The organism is Streptomyces sp. Y20, from assembly GCF_043195475.1.
Taxonomy (GTDB): domain Bacteria; phylum Actinomycetota; class Actinomycetes; order Streptomycetales; family Streptomycetaceae; genus Streptomyces.
Genome location: NZ_JBIDDP010000004.1, coordinates 181,672 through 204,225, shown reverse-complemented (window position 1 = coordinate 204,225; position 22,554 = coordinate 181,672). Strand labels below are relative to the sequence as shown.

Here is a 22,554-nt window from a genome sequence, read left to right as displayed (position 1 = left end):
GCGGTGACGCGGATGTCCGGGGGCGCGGAACCGCGCGATCGGCCACGATGGACGGGCGGCCGGCGGCGGTGCCACGCCGCCCCCCGGCCGGACGCCGGGGCCCCGGGACCGCGAGGCCCGCGGGGAGCGCCCGCCGCAGCTCCGGGCACCGTTCCACCCCCGAACGACAGGCGTACCGCCGGTCCGACCCGACGGAGTGAGCTGGCGCACACCTGCCGTAGAGTTGAGCGCGGTCGATACCTGACCGCGGCAGATCGGAAGGGCAGCAGGCGTGACCGTCGACGACACGGGCTCCGGCGCGGGCGGGGACGGCCGGTTGGACCCCCACGCCCCCGAGACCGGCGAGGACCCGCTGGCCCTGCGGCTCGAACAGCTCATCCTGGGCGCCGAGCGCCGCTACACCCCTTTCCAGGCCGCGCGCAGCGCCGGCGTCTCCATGGAACTGGCCTCGCGTTTCTGGCGGGCCATGGGCTTCGCGGACATCGGCCAGGCCAAGGCCCTCACCGAGGCCGACGTCCTGGCCCTGCGCCGCCTCGCCGGCCTGGTGGAGGCGGGCCTGCTGAGCGAGGCCATGGCGGTGCAGGTGGCCCGGTCCACCGGGCAGACCACCGCCCGGTTGGCCGAGTGGCAGATCGACTCCTTCCTGGAGGGCCTGACCGAGCCCCCCGAGCCGGGCATGACGCGCACCGAGGTGACGTACCCGATCGTCGAGCTGCTCCTGCCCGAACTGGAGGAGTTCCTGGTCTACGTCTGGCGCCGCCAGCTCGCCGCCTCGGCCGGCCGTGTCGTGCAGACCGCCGACGACGAGGAGATGGTCGACCGCCGGCTCGCCGTCGCCTTCGCCGACCTCGTGGGGTTCACCCGGCTCACCCGCCGGATGGAGGAGGAGGAGCTGGGCGAGCTGGTCGAGGCCTTCGAGACCACCGCCGCGGACCTCGTGGCGGCACGCGGCGGCCGGCTCATCAAGACCCTCGGCGACGAGGTGCTCTACGCGGCGGACGACGCGGGTACGGCCGCCGACATCGCGCTGCGGCTGGTGGAGACGCTGTCCAACGACGAGACGATGCCGGAACTCCGGGTGGGCATGGCGTTCGGCACGGTGACCACCCGGATGGGCGACGTGTTCGGTACGACGGTGAATCTGGCGTCCCGGCTGACCTCGATAGCCCCGCGCGACGCCGTCCTCGTCGACAGCGCCTTCGCCGAGGAGCTGATCCGCACCGGTGAGGCGCCCGCCTCGGAGGCGGAGGCGGCCGAGGCCGCGGCCGCCGCGGAGAAGGAGGGCGAGGACCCGCCGGTGTACCGCTTCGCGCTCCAGCCGATGTGGCAGCGCCCGGTGCGCGGACTCGGCGTGGTCGAACCATGGCTGCTCACGCGCCGTGACGACACCCCCTGACCACGGCCCGCCCGGGCCGCCCACCCCGCTAGGACCTCTCTTTCGGCTCCTGCCGGGCTCCGAACGAGCGTCCCTGGCCGCTCGCGTCCAGGCACAGGCGGATCACCGGCAGGCAGATCTCGCCCGGACCGCGCTGCGGCGGGCGATGGCCGGGCGGCGGCGGACCAGGTGCCGGTGACACCGGGGCGGATGCCGTCGGCGAGGGGCGTGGGGTACCGCTGTGCGAGCCGGGGACGCCGGTCGGGCCGCCGGTGGGGGTTCTGGCCGGTCCGCCGCTCGGTCCGCCGCTCGGGACAGCGGTCGGTACGGCGGTGCCGCCGCCGGCCGGTGCGGTGGCCTTGCCCGGAGCGGCGGGAACCGGCGAGCCGGATCCGCCGGCCGCCGGCGTTCCACCGGGACCGCTGCCGCCCATCGGGGAGACGGCCGAGGGGAGCGCGGTGGGCGTGGCGGCGCCGCCCTCGGCGGCGCCGGCGGCGGCCCCCGCCGAGTGGCCCGGGACCCCGCCGCCCGGGGCCGGCCGGGACTCGGCCTCCGCCGTCCCCGTGGCCCCGGCCCCCGGGTCGGGGGCGACCCGCACCAGGCTGAGCACTCCCGCGGCCAGCGCCAGGGCGCCGACGGCGAGCAGCACCCCGCGGGGCCGCGGCCTGCGGTGCCGCCCGCGCCGTACTCCCGTCGGCTTCCCCGGCGTACGTTCCCGGCCCCCCGCGGCCCGCGCAGGTATCGGTGTCATGGGTCCCCTCCCCGCCGCGCGCCCGGGGCGCGCCATGGCGGAGCGCACGCTATGCGCTCCCGTGGGCGATACGGACGGGGACAACCGGGATGTCACTCGAACGGGCGTAGCCCCCTGGACTTCACGGGAGCGGATGGGGCTGCGATGATCGAGCGGACGGTCAGTTAACCCGCGTTAACCGGAGGGGTGCCATGAGCGAGGAGCGGTTCGGGGAGTTCGTGCTGGTGCGGCGGCACGGCCACGTCGCGGAGCTGGTGCTGGACCGGCCCAAGGCCATGAACGCCGTCTCGACGGAGATGGCCCGCTCCCTCGCGGGCGCGTGCACCGCGCTCGCGGCCGACCGGGACGCGCGGGTGGTCGTCCTGACCTCGTCGCACGAACGGGCGTTCTGCGTCGGCGCGGACCTGAAGGAGCGGAACTCCTTCACCGACGCGGATCTCGTACGGCAGCGGCCGGTGGCGCGGGCGGCGTACACCGGGGTGCTGGAGCTGCCGATGCCGACGGTCGCCGCCGTGCACGGCTTCGCGCTGGGCGGCGGATTCGAGCTGGCGCTGTCCTGCGACCTGATCGTGGCCGACCGTACGGCCGTGGTGGGGCTGCCCGAGGTGTCCGTGGGCGTGATCCCGGGCGGCGGCGGCACGCAGCTGCTGCCGCGGCGGGTCGGGGCGGCGCGCGCCGCCGAGCTGATCTTCTCCGCGCGCCGGGTGGAGGCGGCCGAGGCGGCCGGGCTGGGCCTGGTGGACCGGCTGGTCGACGAGGGCCGCGACCGCGAGGAGGCGCTGGCCCTGGGGGAGCGGATCGCCGGGAACTCACCGGTGGGCCTGCGCGCGGCGAAGCGGGCCCTGCGGCTGGGACACGGGCTGGACCTGCGGGCCGGCCTCGAGGTCGAGGACGCGGCCTGGCGCTCGGTGGCGTTCTCGGCCGACCGGGCGGAAGGGGTATCGGCCTTCAACGAAAAGCGCGCCCCCCGATGGCCGGGTGAGTGACCCCGCCGTCCAGCGCCCTGGAAGGGGCGCGGGGAACCGCGTGACCGGCCACAGCCGACCCGCACCCGACGCCGGTCCCCGGCCCACCTCACGACGCCCCCTCCGCGGCAGCGCGAATCACCCGATTCATCCCTAACCTGGATGGATGGGTGAGGACAAGCGGCTCGTCGCCGTCGTGGCGCTGGCGCAGGGCATGGCGGCGGCGCACACCCCGCGGGACTGCTGGCAGGCCGCCGCCGTCGGCGCCTGCCGCGCGCTGGACGGCAGCTTCGCCGCGCTGTCGGTGTGGGAGCGGGGCCTGGGCCGCCTGCGGGTCCTGGTGAACGTGGGGGACCGCGCCGCGGACGAGGAGCAGTTCCCGGAGTCCGAGACGTACCCGGTGCACCAGTTTCCGGAGATCACCGAGTTCCTGCACGAACGCTGGGCGGGCGGCGGCGGTCCGAACGCGTGGGTGGAGACGGCCGAGGGAGCCGCCGCCGGCACCCCCGGTTACCTGCACCAGCGGGTCGCGGCCCTGCGTCGCCGCGGCCGCGGCTGCTGCGTCGTCGCCCCCGTCGTCCTGCACGGCAGGGCGTGGGGCGAGCTGTACGTGGCCCGCGCGCTCGGCGAGCCGCTGTTCGGCGGGCCGGACGCCGACTTCGCCACCGTGCTGGCCGCGGTGGTCGCCGCCGGGATCGCGCAGACCGAGCGGCTGGAGGAGGCTCGCCGGCTGGCGTTCACCGACGCGCTGACCGGTCTCGCCAACCGCCGTGCCGTGGACGTACGCCTGGAGGAGGCCGTCGAGCGGCATCGCAGGGAGGGCGTGGCGGTCAGTCTTGTCGTGTGCGACCTCAACGGGCTCAAGCGGGTCAACGACACCCTCGGTCACGCCGTCGGCGACCGCCTCCTCGAACGCTTCGGCTCGGTGCTGTCGCTGTGCGGGGCGATGGTGCCCGGCGCACTGGCGGCGCGGCTGGGCGGGGACGAGTTCTGTCTGCTGGTGGTCGGGCAGCCGGCCGACGACGTCGCGAAGGCCGCGCAAGAACTGTGCCGGAGGGCGGCCGAGTTGGAGCTGGGGGAGGGGGTGGCGTGCGGGGTGGCCTCGACCGAGGACCCGATCGGGGAGGTGCGGGACGCCCGCCGGCTGTTCCGGCTCGCCGACGCCGCCCAGTACCGGGCCAAGGCCCTGCGCGTGAACCGGCCGGTGGTGGCGGGCCGGGAGGGGCCGGACGATCCGGTCGTACGGTTGGCGGACGAGCCGCCGCCCGCGCGTGGTGAACGGCGCCGGTTCCGCGGGCGCCAACCGTGAGGCGAAGCCCACACGTCGCGGTAAGGGTCGCAGCGGCACTCCACTAGTGACATCGCCACTTTCAATGCGTACGCTCCTGAATATGGATATGCACACTGTGGTGGTGGGGACGTCCGGTGTCACGGCGTCCGACGTTCTCGCCGTGGCGCGCGGCGGTGCCCGCATCGAACTGTCGGCACAGGCGGTGGCGGCCCTGGCGGCGGCCCGCGAGATCGTGGACGCGCTGGCGGCCAAGCCGGAGCCGGTCTACGGCGTCTCCACCGGCTTCGGCGCGCTGGCGACCCGGCACATCAGCCCGGAACTGCGTGCCCAGCTACAGCGCAACATCGTCCGCTCGCACGCCGCCGGCATGGGGCCGCGGGTGGAGCGCGAGGTCGTACGGGCCCTGATGTTCCTGCGGCTGAAGACCGTCTGCTCCGGGCGCACCGGCGTCCGGCCCGAGGTCGCGCAGACCATGGCCGACGTGTTGAACGCCGGGATCACCCCGGTCGTGCACGAGTACGGCTCCCTCGGCTGCTCCGGCGACCTCGCCCCGCTCTCCCACTGCGCCCTCACGCTGATGGGCGAGGGCGACGCGGAGGGCCCCGACGGCACCGTCCGCCCCGCGGGCGAGCTGCTCGCCGAGCACGGCATCCGGCCCGTCGAGCTGCGCGAGAAGGAGGGCCTGGCCCTCCTCAACGGCACCGACGGCATGCTCGGCATGCTGATCATGGCGCTCGCCGACCTGGACACCCTCTACAAGTCCGCCGACATCACCGCCGCCCTCAGCCTGGAGGCGCTGCTCGGCACGGACAAGGTGCTCGCGCCCGAGCTGCACGCCATCCGGCCCCACCCGGGCCAGGGCGACAGCGCCGCCAACATGCTGGCCGTGCTGGAGGGTTCGCAGCTCACCGGGCACCACCAGGACGACGCGCCGCGCGTCCAGGACGCCTACTCGGTGCGCTGCGCCCCGCAGGTCGCCGGCGCGGGACGCGACACGATGGCGCACGCCCGCCTGGTCGCCGAGCGGGAACTCGCCTCCGCCGTCGACAACCCCGTGGTGCTGCCCGACGGCCGCGTCGAGTCCAACGGCAACTTCCACGGCGCCCCCGTGGCCTACGTCCTGGACTTCCTCGCCGTCGCCGCCGCCGACCTGGGCTCCATCGCCGAGCGCCGCACCGACCGGCTGCTGGACAAGAACCGCAGCCACGGCTTGCCGCCGTTCCTGGCCGACGACGCCGGCGTCGACTCCGGCCTGATGATCGCCCAGTACACGCAGGCCGCGCTGGTCAGCGAGATGAAGCGGCTCGCCGTACCGGCCTCCGCGGACTCCATCCCGTCCTCCGCCATGCAGGAGGACCACGTGTCCATGGGCTGGTCGGCCGCGCGCAAGCTGCGCACCGCCGTGGACAACCTCACCCGGATCATCGCCGTCGAACTGTACGCGGCCACGCGGGCCGTCGAGCTGCGCGCGGGCCTGACCCCGGCACCCGCCTCGCGAGCGGTCATCGAGGCCGTGCGGGCCGCCGGTGTGCAGGGACCCGGTCCGGACCGGTTCCTGGCGCCCGACCTGGCCGCCGCCGACGCGTTCGTGCGCAGCGGTGACCTCGTGACGGCCGCGGAGAAGGTCACCGGCCCGCTCCGGTGAACGCGACGGGCCCCGGCCGTTCCTCGGTCCCGGCGGCCGGGTCCCCCTCGCGTCGCGTCCCGCGCGCCGGACGCGGCGTCACTTCAGCTTGGCGGCCTGGGCCTTCACGACCGGGGCGGACACCGTGTAGGGCTTCTTGCCCATCATCGCGCCGATATTGATGGTGGTGTAGGTGGCGAGGGTGGAGCCGTGCCGCACGACCTCGGCGTGCAGCGGCAGGGCGCCGTCCTTGCCCGCGTCGTTGGTCGCGGTGAAGGCCACCGAGGCGTCACCCGTGCCGGCGGACTTCTCCTCGGCCACCTTGGTGAACGTGCCCTTCTCGCCGGCCTGCCGGCCGGAGAAACCGCCCGCGCAGGCCGTGACCGCGTCGGAGACCGACGCCAGGGCCCGCCGCGCGCCGTCGCCGTCGTACGAGGCGAGGGTGACGACGGTGACGTCCAGGTCCATGGACTTGCCGATCGCGTCCTCGAACTTGCCGTCGGCCAGGTCGTCCCCGGACGTGGTGCCGCCCGTGGGGGCCTTCTTGTCCTGCGTGGCCATGCGGCTGGTGTCCGCCGCCGGGTCGCCGGGCGCGATGCCGGTGAGCGCGCGCAGCAGCGGCTCGCACTTGGCGTCGTCCGCCGTGACCTTGTCCTTGGTGGGCAGGCCGCCCCTGACGGCGCCGACCTTGAACCCGGGCACGTCGCCCTTGGCGATGATCAGTTTCTTCAGCTCTGCGGCGCTCAGCGCCTTCGCGGCCGGGTTCGCCGCGTCCTTGCCCTTGCCGTCCCCGGAGTCCTTCGACTCCTCGCCACAGCCCGTGACGAGGGCGAGTGACAGCACGCTCACAGCCGCGGTGGCGCACAGCCGCACGCCCGATGATCTCTTCATGTGCGAACTATGTGCGAGCCGTCAAAGATGCGTCAAGGACGATTAAAATCCCAGGCGTTCGCGGCGCACCGAGTACACGACGAAACCGGCGCCCACGGACAGGAAGAGACTTCCGCCGACGACGTACGGGGTCGTGTCGGGGCCTCCCGTGTCGGCCAGTTCGGTGCCGGCCTCCGCCGCCCGCGCGGTGACCGCCGTCCCGGTGCTCCCGGTGGTTGCGTTGGTGTCGGTGGTGGCCGCGGTCACCGCTCTCGCCTGCGGGGCCCGTGCCGGTGCGGACGTGCCCGCCGCCTTGCCCTCCGGAGCGGTCTGCGAGGCGTTCGCGGACGGGACGAACCACAGGGCGCACAGCAGGGTGCCCGCGGCGGTGGCGGTCAGCAGCGGACGGCGAACGGATGACACGGAATATCGATCCCCTTGTGACGCTGGTGAATTGGCCGTGTGGGGCGATGTTAGTGAAAGGCGCGGGTCACAGGAAAGTCACGGGAGGTTTCGGCCGTACGCTCACGCCATGAGCACTGAAGAGACATCACGTTTTGTACGGCTTCGAGTGGAGCTGGTCCTGGAGGTGCAGGACGAGGACGAGGTGACCAAGGCCGCCCTGCGCCGCCTCGCCGCGGATCCCGAGCTGCCGGAGTCGGAGCGGGCCCAGGCCGAGAGCGCTGTGACCGAGGACACCGCGGAGGCCCTGGCGTATCTCGTGGACCCGTTCGACCTGGTCAGCGAGGTGCCCGGGGTGGAGCTCCAGCAGGCGTCGTGGTCCAGTGAGCGGGTCGACTACGACCCCGACTCGCCCGAGTGGGATCTGGACGAGGATGATGGGGCGGACGACGAGGAAGAGGGCGGCATCGGCTGAGCGTCCCGGGGCACTCATGACCCCGGACGGCAACCGCCGTCCGGGGTTTCGTCGTCCCAGGGGACGCACGGACCGAATCCCGCACCGTCCGCGGACTCCTTCCGCGGACGTGGTGTGCCCCACAGATCCACCGGATGTGGAACGGGACTGAGCGGCCGTAGCGTTGAAGGTTCTTACGGGGACACCCGGGGTTTTTCGCGACTCGGCAACGATGGAGAAGCTTGTGATGACGGACAGTACGCGGCGCAGGGGCCTGATGGCCGCGTCCGCTCTGCTCGGCGGTGTGCTGGTGCTCACGGGATGTTCCGGCGGTGACGACAAGGCCTCCGGCAGCGGCAGCGGCGACTCCTCGCAGGCCCAGGCCGACGCGGCGGCGGCGAAGAAGTCCTCGGAGGCGCAGATCACGATCACGCCGAAGGACGGCTCCAACAACGCCTCGATCAACAACTCCGCGGCCGTCAGGGTGACCAAGGGCACGCTCACCGCCGTCACGATGACCACGCAGGACGGCAAGACCGTCGCCGGTCAGCTCTCCGCCGACAGGAAGAGCTGGAAGCCGGGCGTCCAGCTGGAGCGCTCCACCACCTACCGGCTCGCCGCGGAGGCCAAGGACTCCGAGGGCCGCATAGCCCACGAGAACGCGTCCTTCACCACCGTCTCCCCGGCCAACAGCTTCATCGGCTCCTTCACCCCGGACAACGGCTCCACGGTCGGGGTCGGCATGCCGGTGTCGATCAACTTCGACAAGGCGATCACGAACAAGGCGGCTGTCCAGAAGGGCATCACGGTCAGCTCCAGCAGCGGCCAGGAGGTCGTCTGCCACTGGTTCAACGCCAACCGCATGGACTGCCGCCCCGAGGAGTACTGGAAGGGCGGCTCCACCGTCACCCTGAAGCTGGCGCTCGACGGCGTCCAGGGCGCGGACGGCGTCTACGGCGTCCAGCAGAAGACGGTCACCTTCCACATCGGCCGAAACCAGGTCACGTACGTGGACGCGAAGACCAAGCAGATGAAGATCACGCAGGACGGAAAGGTCGTCAAGACCATACCGATCTCCGCCGGTTCGCCCGACAACAAGACGTACGAGGGCCAGATGGTGATCTCCGAGAAGTTCAAGGAGACCCGGATGAACGGCGCGACGGTCGGCTTCACCGACGACGACGGCAAGGGCGAGTACGACATCAAGGACGTGCCGCACGCCATGCGCCTGACCACCTCCGGCACCTTCGTGCACGGCAACTACTGGGGCGCGCCCTCGGTGTTCGGCAACCTCAACACCAGCCACGGCTGCGTCGGCCTCCAGGACAAGAAGGGCGCCGGCGACCCGAGCACGCCGGCCGCGTGGTTCTACAACCACTCGCTGATCGGTGACGTCGTGGTCGTCCAGAACACCGGCGACAAGACGGTCGCCCCGGACAACGGCCTCAACGGCTGGAACATGGACTGGTCGCAGTGGAAGGCCGGTTCGGCTGCCTGACGCCCCGTCCACAGCTTTCCCGGTGCCGCCCCCAGGGGCGGCACCGGTGTTCCACGGGGTCCGGCCGTGACTTGCCATGCTCCTGACGCCGCATAACACCGTTGTGGGGAAAGGGACTTCGCGGTTGTGTAACGGTGTTCCGGCTGCCGGGTAACAGTTTCCCTCAGGCGCTTCCCCGCCCTCTTCCCCTCTCTTGAGCCGTCTGATCACCCCCCGGCATACTTCGGGACCCGGGGGGCTGACGTGCAGACGTACGAGGCTTCCCCCGGCCGGGCGAACGGGGAATTCACCCGGTACACCATCTCCAGGGGGAGATCTTGCGCAGACAAGTGAAAAGAGCGGCTGCGGCCACCGTGGCAACGGCCGCAGCAGTCGCCCTCGCGGCGGGCATGACCAGCCCGGCGTCGGCGAAGCCCACCGGGGCCCGGGCGACCGGCACCGCCGCCCCGACGTCCAGCGCCAAGCACCACGTCACCCTCATCACCGGTGACCGCGTCGCCGTCGACGCCAAGGGCCGCGTCGTCGGCCTGGAGCGGGCCCAGGGACGCGAGCACATACCCTTCCAGATCCGCCGGACCGCCGGACACACGCTCGTCGTCCCCGCCGACGCGGCCCGCCTGGTCGCCTCCGGCACGCTGGACCAGCGCCTGTTCGACATCACCGAGCTGAACAAGGCCGCCACCCGCAAGGCCCAGAAGAACGGCCTGAAGGTCATCGTCGGCTACCGCGGCACCGCCGCCGGCGCCAAGGCCGGCGTGCGTGAGGCGGGCACCCTGCGCCACAGCCTGAAGGCGCTCAACGCGGACGCGGTGCAGACCCCGGTCAAGGGCATCACCGACCTGTGGCACGCGGTCACCGACGGCGGCCGGTCCGCCTCCGGTATCGCGCACGTCTGGCTCGACGGCGTCCGCCGGGCCAGCCTCGACAAGTCCGTGCCGCAGATCGGCGCCCCCACCGCCTGGAAGGCCGGCTACACCGGCAAGGGCGTCAAGGTCGCCGTCCTGGACACCGGTGTGGACGCCACCCACCCCGACCTGAAGAACCAGGTGATCGAGGCCCGGAACTTCACCGCCGCCGCCGACGCCACCGACCACTTCGGGCACGGCACGCACGTCGCGTCCATCGTCGCGGGCACCGGCGCCAAGTCGGGCGGCAAGTACAAGGGGGTCGCCCCCGACGCCAAGATCCTGAACGGCAAGGTGCTGGACGACACCGGCTCCGGTGACGACTCCGGCATCCTCGCCGGCATGGAGTGGGCCGCCTCCCAGGGCGCCTCCGTCATCAACCTGAGCCTCGGCGGTTACGACACCCCCGAGATCGACCCCCTAGAGGCCGAGGTCAACAAACTCTCCGCCGAGAAGGGCATCCTGTTCGCGATCGCCGCGGGCAACGACGGCCCCCAGTCGATCGGTTCGCCGGGCAGCGCGGACGCCGCGCTCACCGTCGGCGCCGTCGACAAGAAGGACAAGCTCGCCGACTTCTCCTCCACCGGCCCGCGCATCGGCGACGGCGCCATCAAGCCGGACGTCACCGCGCCCGGTGTGGACATCACCGCCGCCGCGGCCAAGGGCAGCGTCATCGACAAGGAGGTCGGCGAGAAGCCCGAGGGCTACCTGACCATCTCCGGCACCTCGATGGCCACCCCGCACGTCGCGGGCGCCGCGGCCATCCTGAAGCAGGAGCACCCCGACTGGGGCTACGCCGAACTGAAGGGCGCCCTGACCGGCTCCGCCAAGGACGGCAAGTACACCCCGTTCCAGCAGGGCACGGGCCGCATCCAGGTCGACAAGGCCATCAAGCAGTCGATCGTCGCCGAGCCCGTGTCGGTGACCTTCGGAGTGCAGCAGTGGCCGCACACCGACGACAAACCGGCGACCAAGGCGCTGACCTACCGCAACCTCGGCGCCAAGGACATCACCCTCGACCTCACCAGCAGCGCCACCGGCCCCAAGGGCGCGGCGGCCCCGTCGGGCTTCTTCAAGCTCGCCGCGACGAAGATCACCGTCCCGGCGCACGGCAAGGCCTCGGTCGGCCTCACCGTCGACACCAGGCTGGGCGGCACCGACGACGGCGCCTACTCCGCGTACGTGACGGCGACGGGCGGCGGCCAGACGGTCCGCACGGCGGCGGCGGTGCAGCGGGAGGTGGAGTCGTACGACGTCACCCTGAAGTTCATCGGCCGCGACGGCAAGCCGGCCCCGTACTACGGTGCCGACCTCAATGGCGTCGCCGGTCTCGCCAAGGGCACCTCGCTGAGCCCGTACGACAAGTCCGGCACGGTGAAGGTGCGCGCGCCCAAGGGCACGTACATCCTCAACACGTCGGTGTACGGCGACCCGCAGGACGCCTCCAAGGGCATCGACTGGATCGCGCAGCCCAAGCTGACCGTCGGCAAGAAGCAGACGATCACGATCGACGCGCGCAAGGCCAGGCCGGTGGACGTCACCGTCCCCGCCACCGGCCTGAAGTCCCAGTTCGCCTCGCCGGAGTACGACGTCACGATCGGTGACGGCCAGTACGGCTACGGCTGGTTCCTGGACACGTACAAGAACTTCCGCACCGCCCACCTCGGCCCGCAGCTGCCCGCCGGCTCGCTCTTCCAGCAGTGGGACGCCCATTGGACCAAGGGCACCCACGAGGAGTACGACGTCACCTCCGGCGGCCCGGTCAAGCAGCTCGCCACCGGCTACACCAAGCACTACAAGGCGGGCGACCTCGCCACGGTGAAGGCACGCCTGGGTGCGCCGGCCAAGGGCAAGACGGGTTCCATCGACGCGGTCGGCTGGCTGCCCGGCAGCTCCGGCGCCTCCTCGGTCACCATTCCGCAGCCCCTGCCCGGCACCCGCACCCTGCACCTGTCCGCCAAGGGCGGCGTCATGTGGGGGCTGGAGTTCGAGCAGGACGGCGGGAAGGACCAGGACGGCTTCCCGGTCACCGACACCGGCTACGAGCTGGGCCAGTTCGCCTTCGAGGCCGGCCGGACCTACACCAAGACGGTCAACACCGCGGTGTTCGGCCCGCACCTCGGCAAGGACTCCGGCCTCTTCCGCAACGGCAACGAGATCGCCGGTTCGCTGTCGCTGGTCGCCGACTCCGGCAGGCACAACGGGTACTCGGACTTCACCTCGGTGAACACCACCCTGTACCGCAACGGCGCCAAGGTCGGGTCCAACGACGACCCGCTGTTCGGTGAGAAGACCTTCAAGGTCCCGGCCGGTGACGCGGCCTACCGGCTGACCACCTCGGTCAAGCGCTCCCCGAAGGTGTCGGAGGCCTCCACGCGGATCGACGCGGCCTGGACCTTCCGCTCCAAGAAGCCGTCCGACGGCTTCACCCAGCTGCCCGCCTCCGCCCTGCACTTCGGGGCCACGACCGGCCTGGACAGCCGGGTCACGGCCGGCAAGAAGGCCACCTTCCCGGTCACCGTGGAGGGCTCGGCCGCCGGCGGCAACCTGAAGTCCCTCGCCGTCTACGTCTCCTACGACGGCAAGAACTTCAAGAGGACCGACGTCCGGAGCGGCCGGATCACGGTCCGCAACCCGGCGAAGAACAAGGCCGTCTCGTTCCGCGCCAAGATCACCGACAAGAAGGGCAACACGTCGGAGATCACGATCTACAACGCGTACTACGGCAAGTGAGTCCTCACTAGCCGGACGACCCGATGACGAACGGCCCGCGGGAAGCACACGCCTCCCGCGGGCCGTCCGCCGTCCGGCGCCGCGCTACACCGACTGCACCGCGCGGGCCGCGTCCGTGCCCCAGCTGGACAGCAGGCGCAGGGAGTCGGCGGAGGGGGAGGCCGGTTCGGCGTGGTAGGTGATCAGGGACTGGTCCGAGCCGTCCGTCAGCCGGAAGCTCTCGAAGTTCAGCGCCAGCGCTCCCACCAGCGGGTGGTGCAGGTGCTTGACGCCGTGACTCTTCTCCTTGACGTCGTGCGTGGCCCACAGCCGGCGGAACTCCTCGCTCTTGACGGACAGCTCCCCCACCAGCGCCGAGAGCCGCGGATCGTCCGGATAGCAGCCCGCGTCCATGCGCAGGGCACAGACGATGTCGATCGCCTTCTGCTCCCAGTCGACGAACAGGTCCCGGTAGTCGGGGCACAGGAAGACCAGCCGGGCCCAGTTGCGTTCGCCCGGCGGCAGCTGCGCCCAGTCACCGAAGAGCGCCGCCGCCATCCGGTTCCAGGCGAGGATCTCCGCGCGCCGGCCCACGACGTACGCCGGTACCCCGTCCATCGTGTCCAGCAGCTGCCGCAGCGCCGGCCGCACCTGCTGCTGCCGGGCCGCCGGCTTCTTCTTGTGCGCCTTCGGCTTCGCCAGATGGGTCAGATGCGCGTGCTCCGCGTCCGTCAGCCGCAGGGCGCGGGCGATCGAGCCCAGCACCTCCGCCGAGACGTTCTTCCCGTTGCCCTGCTCCAGCCGGGTGTAGTACGCCACCGACACCCCGGCCAGCTGCGCCAGCTCCTCGCGGCGCAGTCCGGGCACCCGGCGGTGCCGCCCGAAGTCGGGCAGGCCCACGTCCTCCGGCTTCAGCCGGGCGCGCCGGCTGCGCAGGAACTCGCTCAGCTCCGCCCGGCGGTCCAGCGTCCGGCCGGTGCCGGCCGCCGCCTCCGGCTGTTCGTCCCTGCTGTCCATGCGTCCAGTATTCCTGGTCGTACGCACAGGAGCCTGTCCCCGCCGGTGGTAGGCACGGCAGTCGTACGCAAAGCCGTGGTCTGGGTGAGGGGCCGCCCACGGGGCACGCTGGACACCGCGCCCGGCCACTAGGCGGCCGGGCACGCAAGACAGCTAGGAGACCCCCGGTATGACCACTGTTGCCGCGTACGCCGCGCCCGCCGCGAAGGCCCCGCTGGAGCGGACGACCATCGAGCGCCGCGCCGTCGGCGAGTACGACGTCCTGATCGACATCAAGTTCGCCGGCATCTGCCACTCCGACATCCACCAGGTCCACGAGGGCTGGGGCGAGGCGATCTTCCCCATGGTCCCCGGCCACGAGATCGCGGGTGTCGTCGCCGAGGTCGGATCCGGCGTGACCAGGTTCCGGGCCGGTGACCGGGTGGGTGTCGGCTGCATGGTCGACTCCTGCCGCGAGTGCGAGAACTGCCTCAAGGGCCTGGAGCAGTACTGCCTCAAGGGCATGGTCGGCACGTACAACGCCGTCGGCAAGGACGGCGAGCCCACCTACGGCGGCTACTCCGAGAAGATCGTCGTCGACGAGAACTACGTCGTCCGCATCCCCGACGGCCTGTCCCTGGACGTGGCCGCGCCGCTGCTGTGCGCGGGCATCACCACCTACTCCCCGTTGCGCCACTGGAACGCCGGCCCCGGCAAGAAGGTCGCGGTCGTCGGCCTCGGCGGTCTCGGCCACATGGCCGTCAAGATCGCGCACGCCATGGGCGCCGAGGTCACGGTCCTCTCCCAGTCGCTGCGCAAGAAGGACGACGGCCTCAAGCTCGGTGCCGACCACTACCACGCCACCAGCGACCCGAAGACCTTCGAGGAGCTGGCCGGCAGCCTGGACCTGATCGTCTCGACGGTGTCGGCCCCGATGGACTTCGGCGCGCTCCTGTCGTTGCTGAAGGTGGACGGCGCCCTGGTGAACGTCGGCGCGCCCGAGGAGCCGGTCGCCCTCAACCTGTTCTCGGTGATCGGCGGCCGCAAGACCCTGGCGGGCTCCATGATCGGCGGCATCCAGGAGACCCAGGAGATGCTGGACTTCTGCGCCGAGCACGGCATCGGCGCCGAGATAGAGCTGATCAGCGCCGCCGAGGTCAACGAGGCGTACGAGCGGGTGCAGGCCAGCGACGTCCGCTACCGCTTCGTCATCGACGCGGCGACCATCTGACCGGCGGGACGCTCATCGCGGGTTCCGGGCGAGCGCCTCGTCGAGGGAGAGGGCCGCGCTGACGAGGCCCAGGCGGGTGCACGCCTGCGGGGAGTCGCCGAGGTGGCGCCCGGTCCCGTCCATCTCCTCGGCGTTCTCAGGCGTGCGGTCCGAGGTGGTCGGAGCAGCTCCGCGTCTTCGAGTTCGCGCGGGGTCGTCAGTCGCCGGGGGTCCCGGAGGAGTGGAACAGGCGCGCCGACCCGCACCCGGGTCGCCCCGCCCCCGCCGGACCGGCCCCGCGGAATCGCGCGGGGCCCTCGCGCGTTGAGGGAGCGGTGCACCGGACACCGAACTGACAGATATGGGAGGAGCCGCAATGGCTGCGCACACGCAGAGGGCCGTGCTGGCTGGGGGATGCTTCTGGGGCATGGAGGAGCTGATCCGCCGGCTGCCGGGCGTGACGGCGACCCGGGTCGGGTACACCGGGGGTGACGTGCCGAACGCGACGTACCGTGATCACGGCACGCACGCGGAGGCCATCGAGATCCTCTTCGACCCCGCGACCACCGACTACCGCGCGATCCTGGAGTTCTTCTTCCAGATCCACGACCCGACCACCAGGAACCGCCAGGGCAACGACATCGGCCTCAGTTACCGCTCGGCGATCTACTACGTGGACGACGAGCAGAAGCGGGTCGCCGAGGACACGATCGCGGATGTGGAGGCCTCCGGACTGTGGCCGGGCAAGGTCGTCACCGAGGTGGAGCCCGTCGGCCCCTTCTGGGAGGCCGAGCCCGAGCATCAGGACTACCTGCAGCGCTACCCGGACGGCTACACCTGCCACTTCCCGCGCCCGGGGTGGCGGCTGCCCGCCCGAGCCGAGGGCTGACCGCTGGGCGTCCCGGCGCCACGCGGAGGCCGGCGGGCCGCGGGACATGCCCTGCCGCAGGTGAGCAGGGCACTGCGGGGCCGGGGCCGGGGTCAGCCGGGGAGGGTGGCCGGGTTGCCGCCGTTGGCCTCGTAGCCGGCCACCGCCAAGGCGCGGTAGACGGCAAACTCCGCGGCCGGGTCGGCGCTCAGGGTCCAGGGCAGGGCGCCGACGTGACCGTCGACGTGCACCAGCTGGTGCATGGCCTCCGCCCAGCGCTCGGCGCGCACCAGGAAGAAGACCAGCAGATGCCGGACGTGCGGCAGCGTCGGGTCGTCGGGGCGGGCCGCGTGCACCGCGTGCAGGGCGCCGTGGATCGCCCGGGTGACGACCTCGCTCTGGTAGAAGCCCGCGACCAGGTTCACCTCCGGGAGGTGCTCGAACACCGCGAACAGCGGCAGGGCGGCGAGCAGTGAGCCCCGCGGGGCGCGGGCGGCGGCGGCCTCGGCGAAGGCGTACGCCTGCTCGCGCGAGCCGTGCCACTTCTCGCACCAGTAGTGCAGCGCGGCCAGATGCGCGCCCATGTGATGCGGGGAGCGGTCCAGGATCTTCAGCCACAGCTGCTCGAACTGGGCCGGGGAATAGGCCAGTCCGCGTGCGATGGACAGCTCGCAGAGGTACGGCACCGGATCGCCGGGGGCCAGCAGGGCCGCCTGGGCGCTGGCGGTCCGGGCCTCCTCCATGATGATCCGGAAGTCGTCCGTGCCCCGTGTCGACGTCCGCCAGGCCTGCTGCACCAGGAACTCCGCGTGGACGGCGGCGCCCCCCGCGTCCTTGGGCTGCTCGGCCCGCCACACCCTGAGCCACTGTCCGCCCGGCGTCGCGTGTATCCCGCCGGGGCGCTGCTGGAGCTCCAGCGCGGCGGCCCCCGCGAAGGCCTGCACCCGCTGCCAGCGCAGCTCGCCCCCGGTCTCGGTGCCGGCCAGCAGCTGGGCGGCGGCCCGGTGATCCTGCGTGCGCTGCACCAGCTCCAGGACGTCCAGCAGGTCCTGGTCCGGGCCGGGCATGCGCACGTCCAGCTCCTCCTGGCGCACGAAGCCGTAGTCCTCCGGGTCGGCGGCGTCCGGGTGTCCCGGGGGAACCTGCTCGATCATCCCGCGCCTGCGCCGCATGACCGGGAGCAGGACGAAGCCCAGCATGAGCAGCGCCATCAGCAGCCAGAGAGTCGCCATGCCCCAAGCGAACCAGACGCCGCCGGCAATTGGCGAACCCCGCCGCGTACCTGTGGAAAACCCTGGACCGGAGCATGACAGCGGCGCGCGGGCGCGGGCCGTCCGCACAGGGATATCCCTCGCGCCGGTGCCCCCGGAGCCGGGCGGGACCCGGTATCCGGCCGGGCGCACTACGCTCGGTGGGCATGAGCGACAGGCACATCAGTCAGCACTTCGAGACCCTCGCGATCCACGCGGGCAACACCGCGGATCCCGCGACCGGCGCGGTCGTCCCGCCGATCTACCAGGTATCCACCTACAAGCAGGACGGCGTGGGCGGGCTGCGCGGCGGCTACGAGTACAGCCGCAGCGCCAACCCGACCCGGACGGCACTTCAGGAGAACCTCGCCGCGCTGGAGGGGGGCCGCCACGGTCTCGCCTTCGCGTCCGGCCTGGCGGCCGAGGACACGCTGCTGCGTACGCTGCTCGTCCCCGGCGACCACGTGGTGATCCCGAACGACGCCTACGGCGGCACCTTCCGGCTGTTCGCCAAGGTCGCCACCCGCTGGGGGGTGGAGTGGTCCGTCGCCGACACCAGCGACCCGGCCGCCGTGCGCGCCGCGATCACCCCGAAGACCAAGGCCGTCTGGGTGGAGACCCCCTCCAACCCGCTGCTCGGCATCACCGACATCGCCGCCGTCGCCCAGGTCGCCCACGACGCGGGCGCGCGGCTCGTCGTCGACAACACCTTCGCGACGCCCTACCTCCAGCAGCCGCTGTCGCTCGGCGCCGACGTCGTCGTGCACTCCCTGACCAAGTACATGGGCGGCCACTCCGACGTGGTCGGCGGTGCGCTGATCGTCTCGGACCCGGCGCTGGGCGAGGAGCTGGCCTACCACCAGAACGCGATGGGCGCCGTCGCCGGCCCCTTCGACTCCTGGCTCGTACTGCGCGGCACCAAGACCCTCGCGGTGCGGATGGACCGGCACAGCGAGAACGCCACCCGGATCGCCGACATGCTGACCCGGCACGCGCGCGTGACGAGCGTGCTCTACCCGGGCCTGCCCGAGCACCCCGGCCACGAGGTCGCCGCCAAGCAGATGAAGGCGTTCGGCGGCATGGTGTCGTTCCGGGTGGAGGGCGGCGAGGCGGCGGCCGTCGAGGTGTGCAACCGGGCCCAGGTGTTCACCCTCGGCGAGTCGCTCGGCGGCGTCGAGTCCCTCATCGAGCACCCCGGCCGGATGACCCACGCCTCCGCGGCCGGCTCCGCCCTAGAGGTCCCGGGCGACCTGGTGCGCCTGTCCGTCGGCATCGAGAACGTCGACGACCTGCTGGCGGACCTGAAGCAGGCTCTCGGCTAGCAGCCGGGGTCACCAGTCGGTGACCGGTGGAGTCGTCTGCGAGGGCGGCTCCGCCCACGGGTGCGCCTCGGCCGCCCACACGGTGAACGCGACGGCCGCGGCGCACGCCAGCAGCCACAGCACCCGGCGGGCGAGGCGGCGCCGCCGCAGCCGGCGCTCACCGCGCCGTACCGCCTCCGCGTACAGCTCCGGCGGTACGGGTGCCGGCGTCCGCTCCATGATCCGCCGTACGGCGGCCTCCCGCTCGGCCCGGTTCACCGCGTTCTCCCGCCGCGTCCGTCCCTCATGACGCCACCTCCGGGCCCGCCGGGTGCGGGCCGGCCGGCCGGGCGGGGTGCAGCAGGGTGGCCGCCGCGCGGTCGCAGACCGTGTGCACGTGTTCCGCGGGCAGCCCGAGCAGGGCCGCCGTCTGTTCCTCGGCGACCCCCTCGTGGAGCCGCAGGACGAGGATCAGCCGTTCCCGTGGGGTCAGGCGGGCGAGCGGGCCGCCCGGATCGGGCCGGGCGCGGCCGGGGACGCGGTACCGGTGCCAGAGCGTGCGCGCGAAGCGCGTGGCGAGGTACTGGCGGGCGCAGTCGTACGGGTCCTCGCCGCGCAGTCGGTCCCAGCGGGCGTACGTGTGCGCGAGGGCGTGCGTCAGCAGGCGCCGCGCGCGCGGGTTGGCGTCCGGTGCCTCCGCGGTGAGCAGCGTGGCGGCGCGCAGCAGGCGTCCGGCGGCGCCGGCGGCGAACGCATGGAACTCCCCGGCCCGGCGGGCTTCGCGGGCCACCTGCCGATCACGCACCGGGCCTCCCCCTCGAGGGGCCCTCCTCCGGTACGGGACAGGTGAACCGTGTACCACGCAGGACCCGGGTCTCATCTGAGACCGGCGGCGGCCCGGGGTCAAGGGGTCGGGAGTGGGTCGGCCGGCCGGTGCGGGCGTGCGGGGAGTGCTCAGGCCGTCGGCGGCTGGTCCGGCGCCGGACCGCCCGGTGCCGCCATCCGCGCGGAGAGCGCGCCGTTGAAGCGGGAGAGGAGCGTGCAGAACTGCTCGCGCTCCTCGGGCGCCCAGTCGTGTGTCAGCTCGGCCATGAGCTGACGTCTGGACGAGCGCACCTCCTCCAGCCGGGTGGCCCCGCGCGGCGACAGCTGGAGCACCACCGCGCGCCCGTCCTCCGGGTGGGAGGTGCGCTTGACGAGCCCGGTGTCGACCAGGGGCGCCACCTGCCGGGTGACCGTGGAGGAGTCGATGCCCATGCTCGCCGCGAGCGCCTTGACGCCCATCGGGCCTTCGCGGTCGAGCCGGTTGAGCAGCAGGTACGCGGCGCGGTCCATGGAGTTGCGCACCTGGCCGATGCCGCCGAGCCGGGTCTGTTCGGCACGGCGCGCGAACAGCGCCACCTCGTGCTGGAGGGTGTCGAGGAGACCGGTGTCACCGACGGTCGTCATGTCCATCGACATTTCAGGTGTTGTGGGCATGGCCGGAGGCTCGCTTCGTGATGGCTGCTGGGTTGGGGGACAGGGTACGCGGCCCGGCGCCGGGCCGTACCGGCGCTGCGCGAACCCGGTCTCGCGGCTTGGTCACACCCGTCGTGCGCGGACGTGAACTGCGATGCTGGAGTCATGAGCTACGGCACGGCCGGCACCTTGCGTTCCGTCACCCTGGACGACGTACGCGGTGCCCAGAAGATGCTCTCGGGCGTGGCGCGCGTGACGGCGATGGAGGGCAGCCGCCACCTGTCCCAGCTGGTCGGCGCGCCGGTCCACCTCAAGTGCGAGAACCTCCAGCGCACCGGCTCGTTCAAGCTGCGTGGCGCCTATGTGCGCATCGCCGGGCTGCTGCCCGAGGAACGGGCGGCCGGCGTGGTGGCGGCGAGCGCGGGCAACCACGCGCAGGGCGTGGCGCTGGCCTCCGCGCTGCTGGGTGTGCCCGCTACGGTGTTCATGCCGCAGGGCGCGCCGCTGCCGAAGATCAGCGCGACCCGGGAGTACGGCGCCGAGGTGCGCCTGCACGGCCAGGTGGTCGACGAGACGCTGGCCGCCGCCCAGGAGTACGCGGCCGGGACGGGCGCGGTGTTCATCCACCCCTTCGACCACCCTGACGTGATCGCCGGGCAGGGCACGGTCGGCCTGGAGATCCTGGAGCAGTGCCCCGAGGTGCGCACGATCGTCGTCGGTGTCGGCGGCGGGGGGCTGGCGGCCGGGATCGCGGTGGCGGTGAAGGCGCTGCGGCCGGAGGTCCGGATCGTGGGCGTGCAGGCGGAGGGCGCGGCGGCCTACCCGCCCTCGCTCGCCGCGGGCCGCCCGGTGTCGGTGCGGAACCCGCTGACGATGGCCGACGGCATCAGGGTGGGCCGGCCGGGCGCGGTGCCGTTCGGCATCGTCGAGGACCTGGTCGACGACGTGCGCACGGTCAGCGAGGACCAGTTGTCGGCCGCGCTGCTGCTGTGCCTGGAGCGGGCCAAGCTGGTCGTGGAGCCTGCCGGAGCCAGCCCGGTCGCCGCGCTGCTTTCCGCGCCGCACGCCTTCGAGGGGCCGGTCGTGGCGGTGCTCTCCGGCGGGAACGTGGACCCGGTGCTGATGCAGCGGGTGCTGCGGCACGGCATGGCCGCCCAGGGCCGGTACCTGGCCGTGCGGCTGCGGCTGACGGACCGGCCGGGCGCCCTCGCCACGCTCCTCGGGGTGCTGTCGGCGGCCGACGCCAACGTCCTCGACGTGAGCCACGTCCGCACCGATCCCCGGCTCGGGCTCGCGGAGGTGGAGGTCGAGCTGCACCTGGAGACGAAGGGGCCGGCGCACTGCGCCGAGGTCGGCCAGGCGCTGCGGAACGCGGGCTACCCGGTCATCGGCTGACCACCGGCCGCGCGGTCGCCGCCCGGCGGCGCGTCCGGCCGAAAAGGGGTACGGCTAAGCCCCCGGCGCTCCTGCTGGGGGCGCCGGGGGCTCGAAGGGGGCCGGGGGAGGGATCAGCTCGTGTACGGCTCGGCCTTCAGGATGCGCACCGAGGCCTTCTTGCCGTTCGGCAGCTCGTACTGCGCGTCCTCACCGACCGAGTGGCCGGTGACGCCGGAACCCAGCGGGGACTGCGGGGAGTAGGTCTCGATGTCCGAGCTGGCGTACTCGCGGGAGGCGAGCAGGAACGTCAGCGTGTCGTCCTCGTCGCCGTCGAAGGCGATCGTGACGACCATGCCCGGCGCGACGACGCCGTCCGCGGCCGGTGCCTCGCCGACCTTGGCGTTCTCCAGGAGCTGGGTCAGCTGGCGCACCCGCAGTTCCTGCTTGCCCTGCTCCTCCTTGGCGGCGTGGTACCCGCCGTTCTCGCGCAGGTCGCCCTCCTCGCGCGCGGCCGCGATCTTGGCGGCGATCTCCGTGCGCGCAGGACCAGTAAGGTACTCAAGCTCGTCCCTGAGCTTGTTGTACGCCTCCTGGGTCAGCCAGGTGACGTTCTCGCTGGTCTGGGTCACAGGGTGCTCCTCGTCGGTACAGGGAATACAAAGCATCGCCCTACCCAGAAGAATGTTCCCTCTTGGATGGGCGAAACCACGAGCCTAACAATTCACGGGCGAAAGGGGGAGGACATAAGCCATCAGAATCGCATCGACCCAGGTCAGGGCCCGCGCATTCGGGTGGTCCGGGGAGTGTCCGCCCGTCCTCAGCCGGCGTGGCAGCCCAGCAGCTCGGCCGTCGTCCCGCGGGCCGTCGTACGCAGCGTGACGACCTTGTCGATCCGGGTGGCGGACCCGGAGAAGCGGAAGTCGGCCCGGCCGACCTCGGCACCGTCTGCCGACTGGGACCGCACGGTGCAGTAGCCCGAGGCGCCGGCGTCCTTGTGCACCTCCAGATGCAACCGCACCGCCTCGTCGGACGCCTTGAAGGTGATCACCTGGCCGCTGATCTCGTTCTGTGCGACGTAGTGGTAGGCGAAGTAGCCGACCAGGGCGAGCAGGGCAGCGCCCAGCACCGTCGCGGCGATCCTGAGCTTGCGGTCGGCACGCTCGTCCGAGGAACGGCCGTAGCGGCCCTCGGGCAGCCGCGCGCTCGCCGTACTCATGATCGTCCTCTCCGCGGAATTAATCGCCCCC

The 22,554-nt window shown here is 72.4% G+C and carries 21 protein-coding genes; 11 read left to right on the top strand and 10 right to left on the bottom strand.

Going from position 1 to position 22,554, the window contains the following annotated elements; genetic code table 11:
* The first annotated feature begins 271 nt into the window (after positions 1–271).
* Complete coding sequence (locus ACGFT1_RS12295) at positions 272–1,396, top strand: adenylate/guanylate cyclase domain-containing protein (protein ID WP_373908923.1); 1,125 nt, start codon at positions 272–274, stop codon at positions 1,394–1,396.
* A 28-nt stretch (positions 1,397–1,424) separates the two neighbouring features.
* Here ACGFT1_RS12295 and ACGFT1_RS12290 read toward each other — a convergent pair whose 3' ends face one another.
* Complete coding sequence (locus ACGFT1_RS12290) at positions 1,425–2,126, bottom strand: hypothetical protein (protein WP_373908922.1); 702 nt, start codon at positions 2,124–2,126, stop codon at positions 1,425–1,427.
* 191 nt (positions 2,127–2,317) lie between these two features.
* Between ACGFT1_RS12290 and ACGFT1_RS12285 the strand changes: the two genes are divergently transcribed.
* The 3 genes from ACGFT1_RS12285 (at position 2,318) to hutH (ending at position 6,027) form a co-directional block, all read left to right on the top strand.
* Positions 2,318–3,112 carry an enoyl-CoA hydratase/isomerase family protein gene (locus ACGFT1_RS12285; protein WP_373908921.1) on the top strand — a complete coding sequence of 265 codons (795 nt, stop codon included), beginning with the start codon at positions 2,318–2,320 and terminating at the stop codon, positions 3,110–3,112.
* Positions 3,113–3,257: 145 nt separating this feature from the next.
* Positions 3,258–4,400: a diguanylate cyclase domain-containing protein gene (locus ACGFT1_RS12280; protein WP_373908920.1), complete on the top strand. Its 1,143-nt coding sequence runs from the start codon at positions 3,258–3,260 to the stop codon at positions 4,398–4,400.
* Positions 4,401–4,488: 88 nt separating this feature from the next.
* Positions 4,489–6,027 carry a histidine ammonia-lyase gene (gene hutH / locus ACGFT1_RS12275; RefSeq protein ID WP_373909218.1) on the top strand — a complete coding sequence of 513 codons (1,539 nt, stop codon included), beginning with the start codon at positions 4,489–4,491 and terminating at the stop codon, positions 6,025–6,027.
* A gap of 78 nt (positions 6,028–6,105) precedes the next feature.
* Here hutH and ACGFT1_RS12270 read toward each other — a convergent pair whose 3' ends face one another.
* Positions 6,106–6,897, bottom strand: coding sequence for a hypothetical protein (locus ACGFT1_RS12270; RefSeq protein ID WP_373908919.1), 792 nt, complete (start codon positions 6,895–6,897; stop codon positions 6,106–6,108).
* 42 nt (positions 6,898–6,939) lie between these two features.
* Positions 6,940–7,299: an LAETG motif-containing sortase-dependent surface protein gene (locus tag ACGFT1_RS12265; protein WP_373908918.1), complete on the bottom strand. Its 360-nt coding sequence runs from the start codon at positions 7,297–7,299 to the stop codon at positions 6,940–6,942.
* Positions 7,300–7,408: 109 nt separating this feature from the next.
* Here ACGFT1_RS12265 and ACGFT1_RS12260 point away from each other — a divergent pair, with 109 nt between their 5' ends.
* From ACGFT1_RS12260 to ACGFT1_RS12250, 3 genes are all read left to right on the top strand, one after another.
* Positions 7,409–7,753: a hypothetical protein gene (locus tag ACGFT1_RS12260; RefSeq protein WP_356818426.1), complete on the top strand. Its 345-nt coding sequence runs from the start codon at positions 7,409–7,411 to the stop codon at positions 7,751–7,753.
* A 226-nt stretch (positions 7,754–7,979) separates the two neighbouring features.
* Positions 7,980–9,230, top strand: coding sequence for an Ig-like domain-containing protein (locus tag ACGFT1_RS12255; RefSeq protein ID WP_373908917.1), 1,251 nt, complete (start codon positions 7,980–7,982; stop codon positions 9,228–9,230).
* A 329-nt stretch (positions 9,231–9,559) separates the two neighbouring features.
* Positions 9,560–12,868 (top strand): S8 family serine peptidase, encoded by a 3,309-nt coding sequence (locus tag ACGFT1_RS12250; protein ID WP_373909217.1) that lies wholly within the window; start codon positions 9,560–9,562, stop codon positions 12,866–12,868.
* Positions 12,869–12,952: 84 nt separating this feature from the next.
* On the opposite strand, the gene ACGFT1_RS12245 is transcribed toward ACGFT1_RS12250, so the two are convergent.
* Positions 12,953–13,864 (bottom strand): helix-turn-helix domain-containing protein, encoded by a 912-nt coding sequence (locus ACGFT1_RS12245; protein WP_373908915.1) that lies wholly within the window; start codon positions 13,862–13,864, stop codon positions 12,953–12,955.
* 169 nt (positions 13,865–14,033) lie between these two features.
* Between ACGFT1_RS12245 and ACGFT1_RS12240 the strand changes: the two genes are divergently transcribed.
* Both ACGFT1_RS12240 and msrA read left to right on the top strand, forming a co-directional pair.
* On the top strand, positions 14,034–15,074 hold the full coding sequence (locus ACGFT1_RS12240) for an NAD(P)-dependent alcohol dehydrogenase (protein WP_373908914.1): 1,041 nt from the start codon (positions 14,034–14,036) through the stop codon (positions 15,072–15,074).
* A gap of 355 nt (positions 15,075–15,429) precedes the next feature.
* On the top strand, positions 15,430–15,942 hold the full coding sequence (gene msrA / locus ACGFT1_RS12235) for a peptide-methionine (S)-S-oxide reductase MsrA (RefSeq protein ID WP_373908913.1): 513 nt from the start codon (positions 15,430–15,432) through the stop codon (positions 15,940–15,942).
* A 92-nt stretch (positions 15,943–16,034) separates the two neighbouring features.
* Here msrA and ACGFT1_RS12230 read toward each other — a convergent pair whose 3' ends face one another.
* Entirely contained in the window at positions 16,035–17,153 is a 1,119-nt protein-coding gene (locus tag ACGFT1_RS12230) for a hypothetical protein (protein WP_373908912.1), read from the bottom strand.
* 185 nt (positions 17,154–17,338) lie between these two features.
* Between ACGFT1_RS12230 and ACGFT1_RS12225 the strand changes: the two genes are divergently transcribed.
* Entirely contained in the window at positions 17,339–18,493 is a 1,155-nt protein-coding gene (locus ACGFT1_RS12225) for a cystathionine gamma-synthase (RefSeq protein ID WP_373908911.1), read from the top strand.
* A 9-nt stretch (positions 18,494–18,502) separates the two neighbouring features.
* On the opposite strand, the gene ACGFT1_RS12220 is transcribed toward ACGFT1_RS12225, so the two are convergent.
* From ACGFT1_RS12220 to ACGFT1_RS12210, 3 genes are all read right to left on the bottom strand, one after another.
* Entirely contained in the window at positions 18,503–18,751 is a 249-nt protein-coding gene (locus ACGFT1_RS12220; protein WP_373908910.1) for a hypothetical protein, read from the bottom strand.
* 25 nt (positions 18,752–18,776) lie between these two features.
* Positions 18,777–19,277: a sigma factor-like helix-turn-helix DNA-binding protein gene (locus ACGFT1_RS12215; RefSeq protein ID WP_373908909.1), complete on the bottom strand. Its 501-nt coding sequence runs from the start codon at positions 19,275–19,277 to the stop codon at positions 18,777–18,779.
* A gap of 149 nt (positions 19,278–19,426) precedes the next feature.
* Positions 19,427–19,933, bottom strand: coding sequence for a MarR family winged helix-turn-helix transcriptional regulator (locus ACGFT1_RS12210; protein ID WP_373909216.1), 507 nt, complete (start codon positions 19,931–19,933; stop codon positions 19,427–19,429).
* 162 nt (positions 19,934–20,095) lie between these two features.
* Between ACGFT1_RS12210 and ilvA the strand changes: the two genes are divergently transcribed.
* Positions 20,096–21,325: a threonine ammonia-lyase gene (ilvA, locus tag ACGFT1_RS12205; RefSeq protein WP_373908908.1), complete on the top strand. Its 1,230-nt coding sequence runs from the start codon at positions 20,096–20,098 to the stop codon at positions 21,323–21,325.
* Positions 21,326–21,438: 113 nt separating this feature from the next.
* Here the strand turns inward: ilvA and greA are convergent, their stop codons facing one another.
* Positions 21,439–21,936 carry a transcription elongation factor GreA gene (greA, locus tag ACGFT1_RS12200; protein WP_373908907.1) on the bottom strand — a complete coding sequence of 166 codons (498 nt, stop codon included), beginning with the start codon at positions 21,934–21,936 and terminating at the stop codon, positions 21,439–21,441.
* 188 nt (positions 21,937–22,124) lie between these two features.
* Complete coding sequence (locus ACGFT1_RS12195) at positions 22,125–22,523, bottom strand: DUF4307 domain-containing protein (RefSeq protein WP_373908906.1); 399 nt, start codon at positions 22,521–22,523, stop codon at positions 22,125–22,127.
* Positions 22,524–22,554 lie beyond the last annotated feature (31 nt).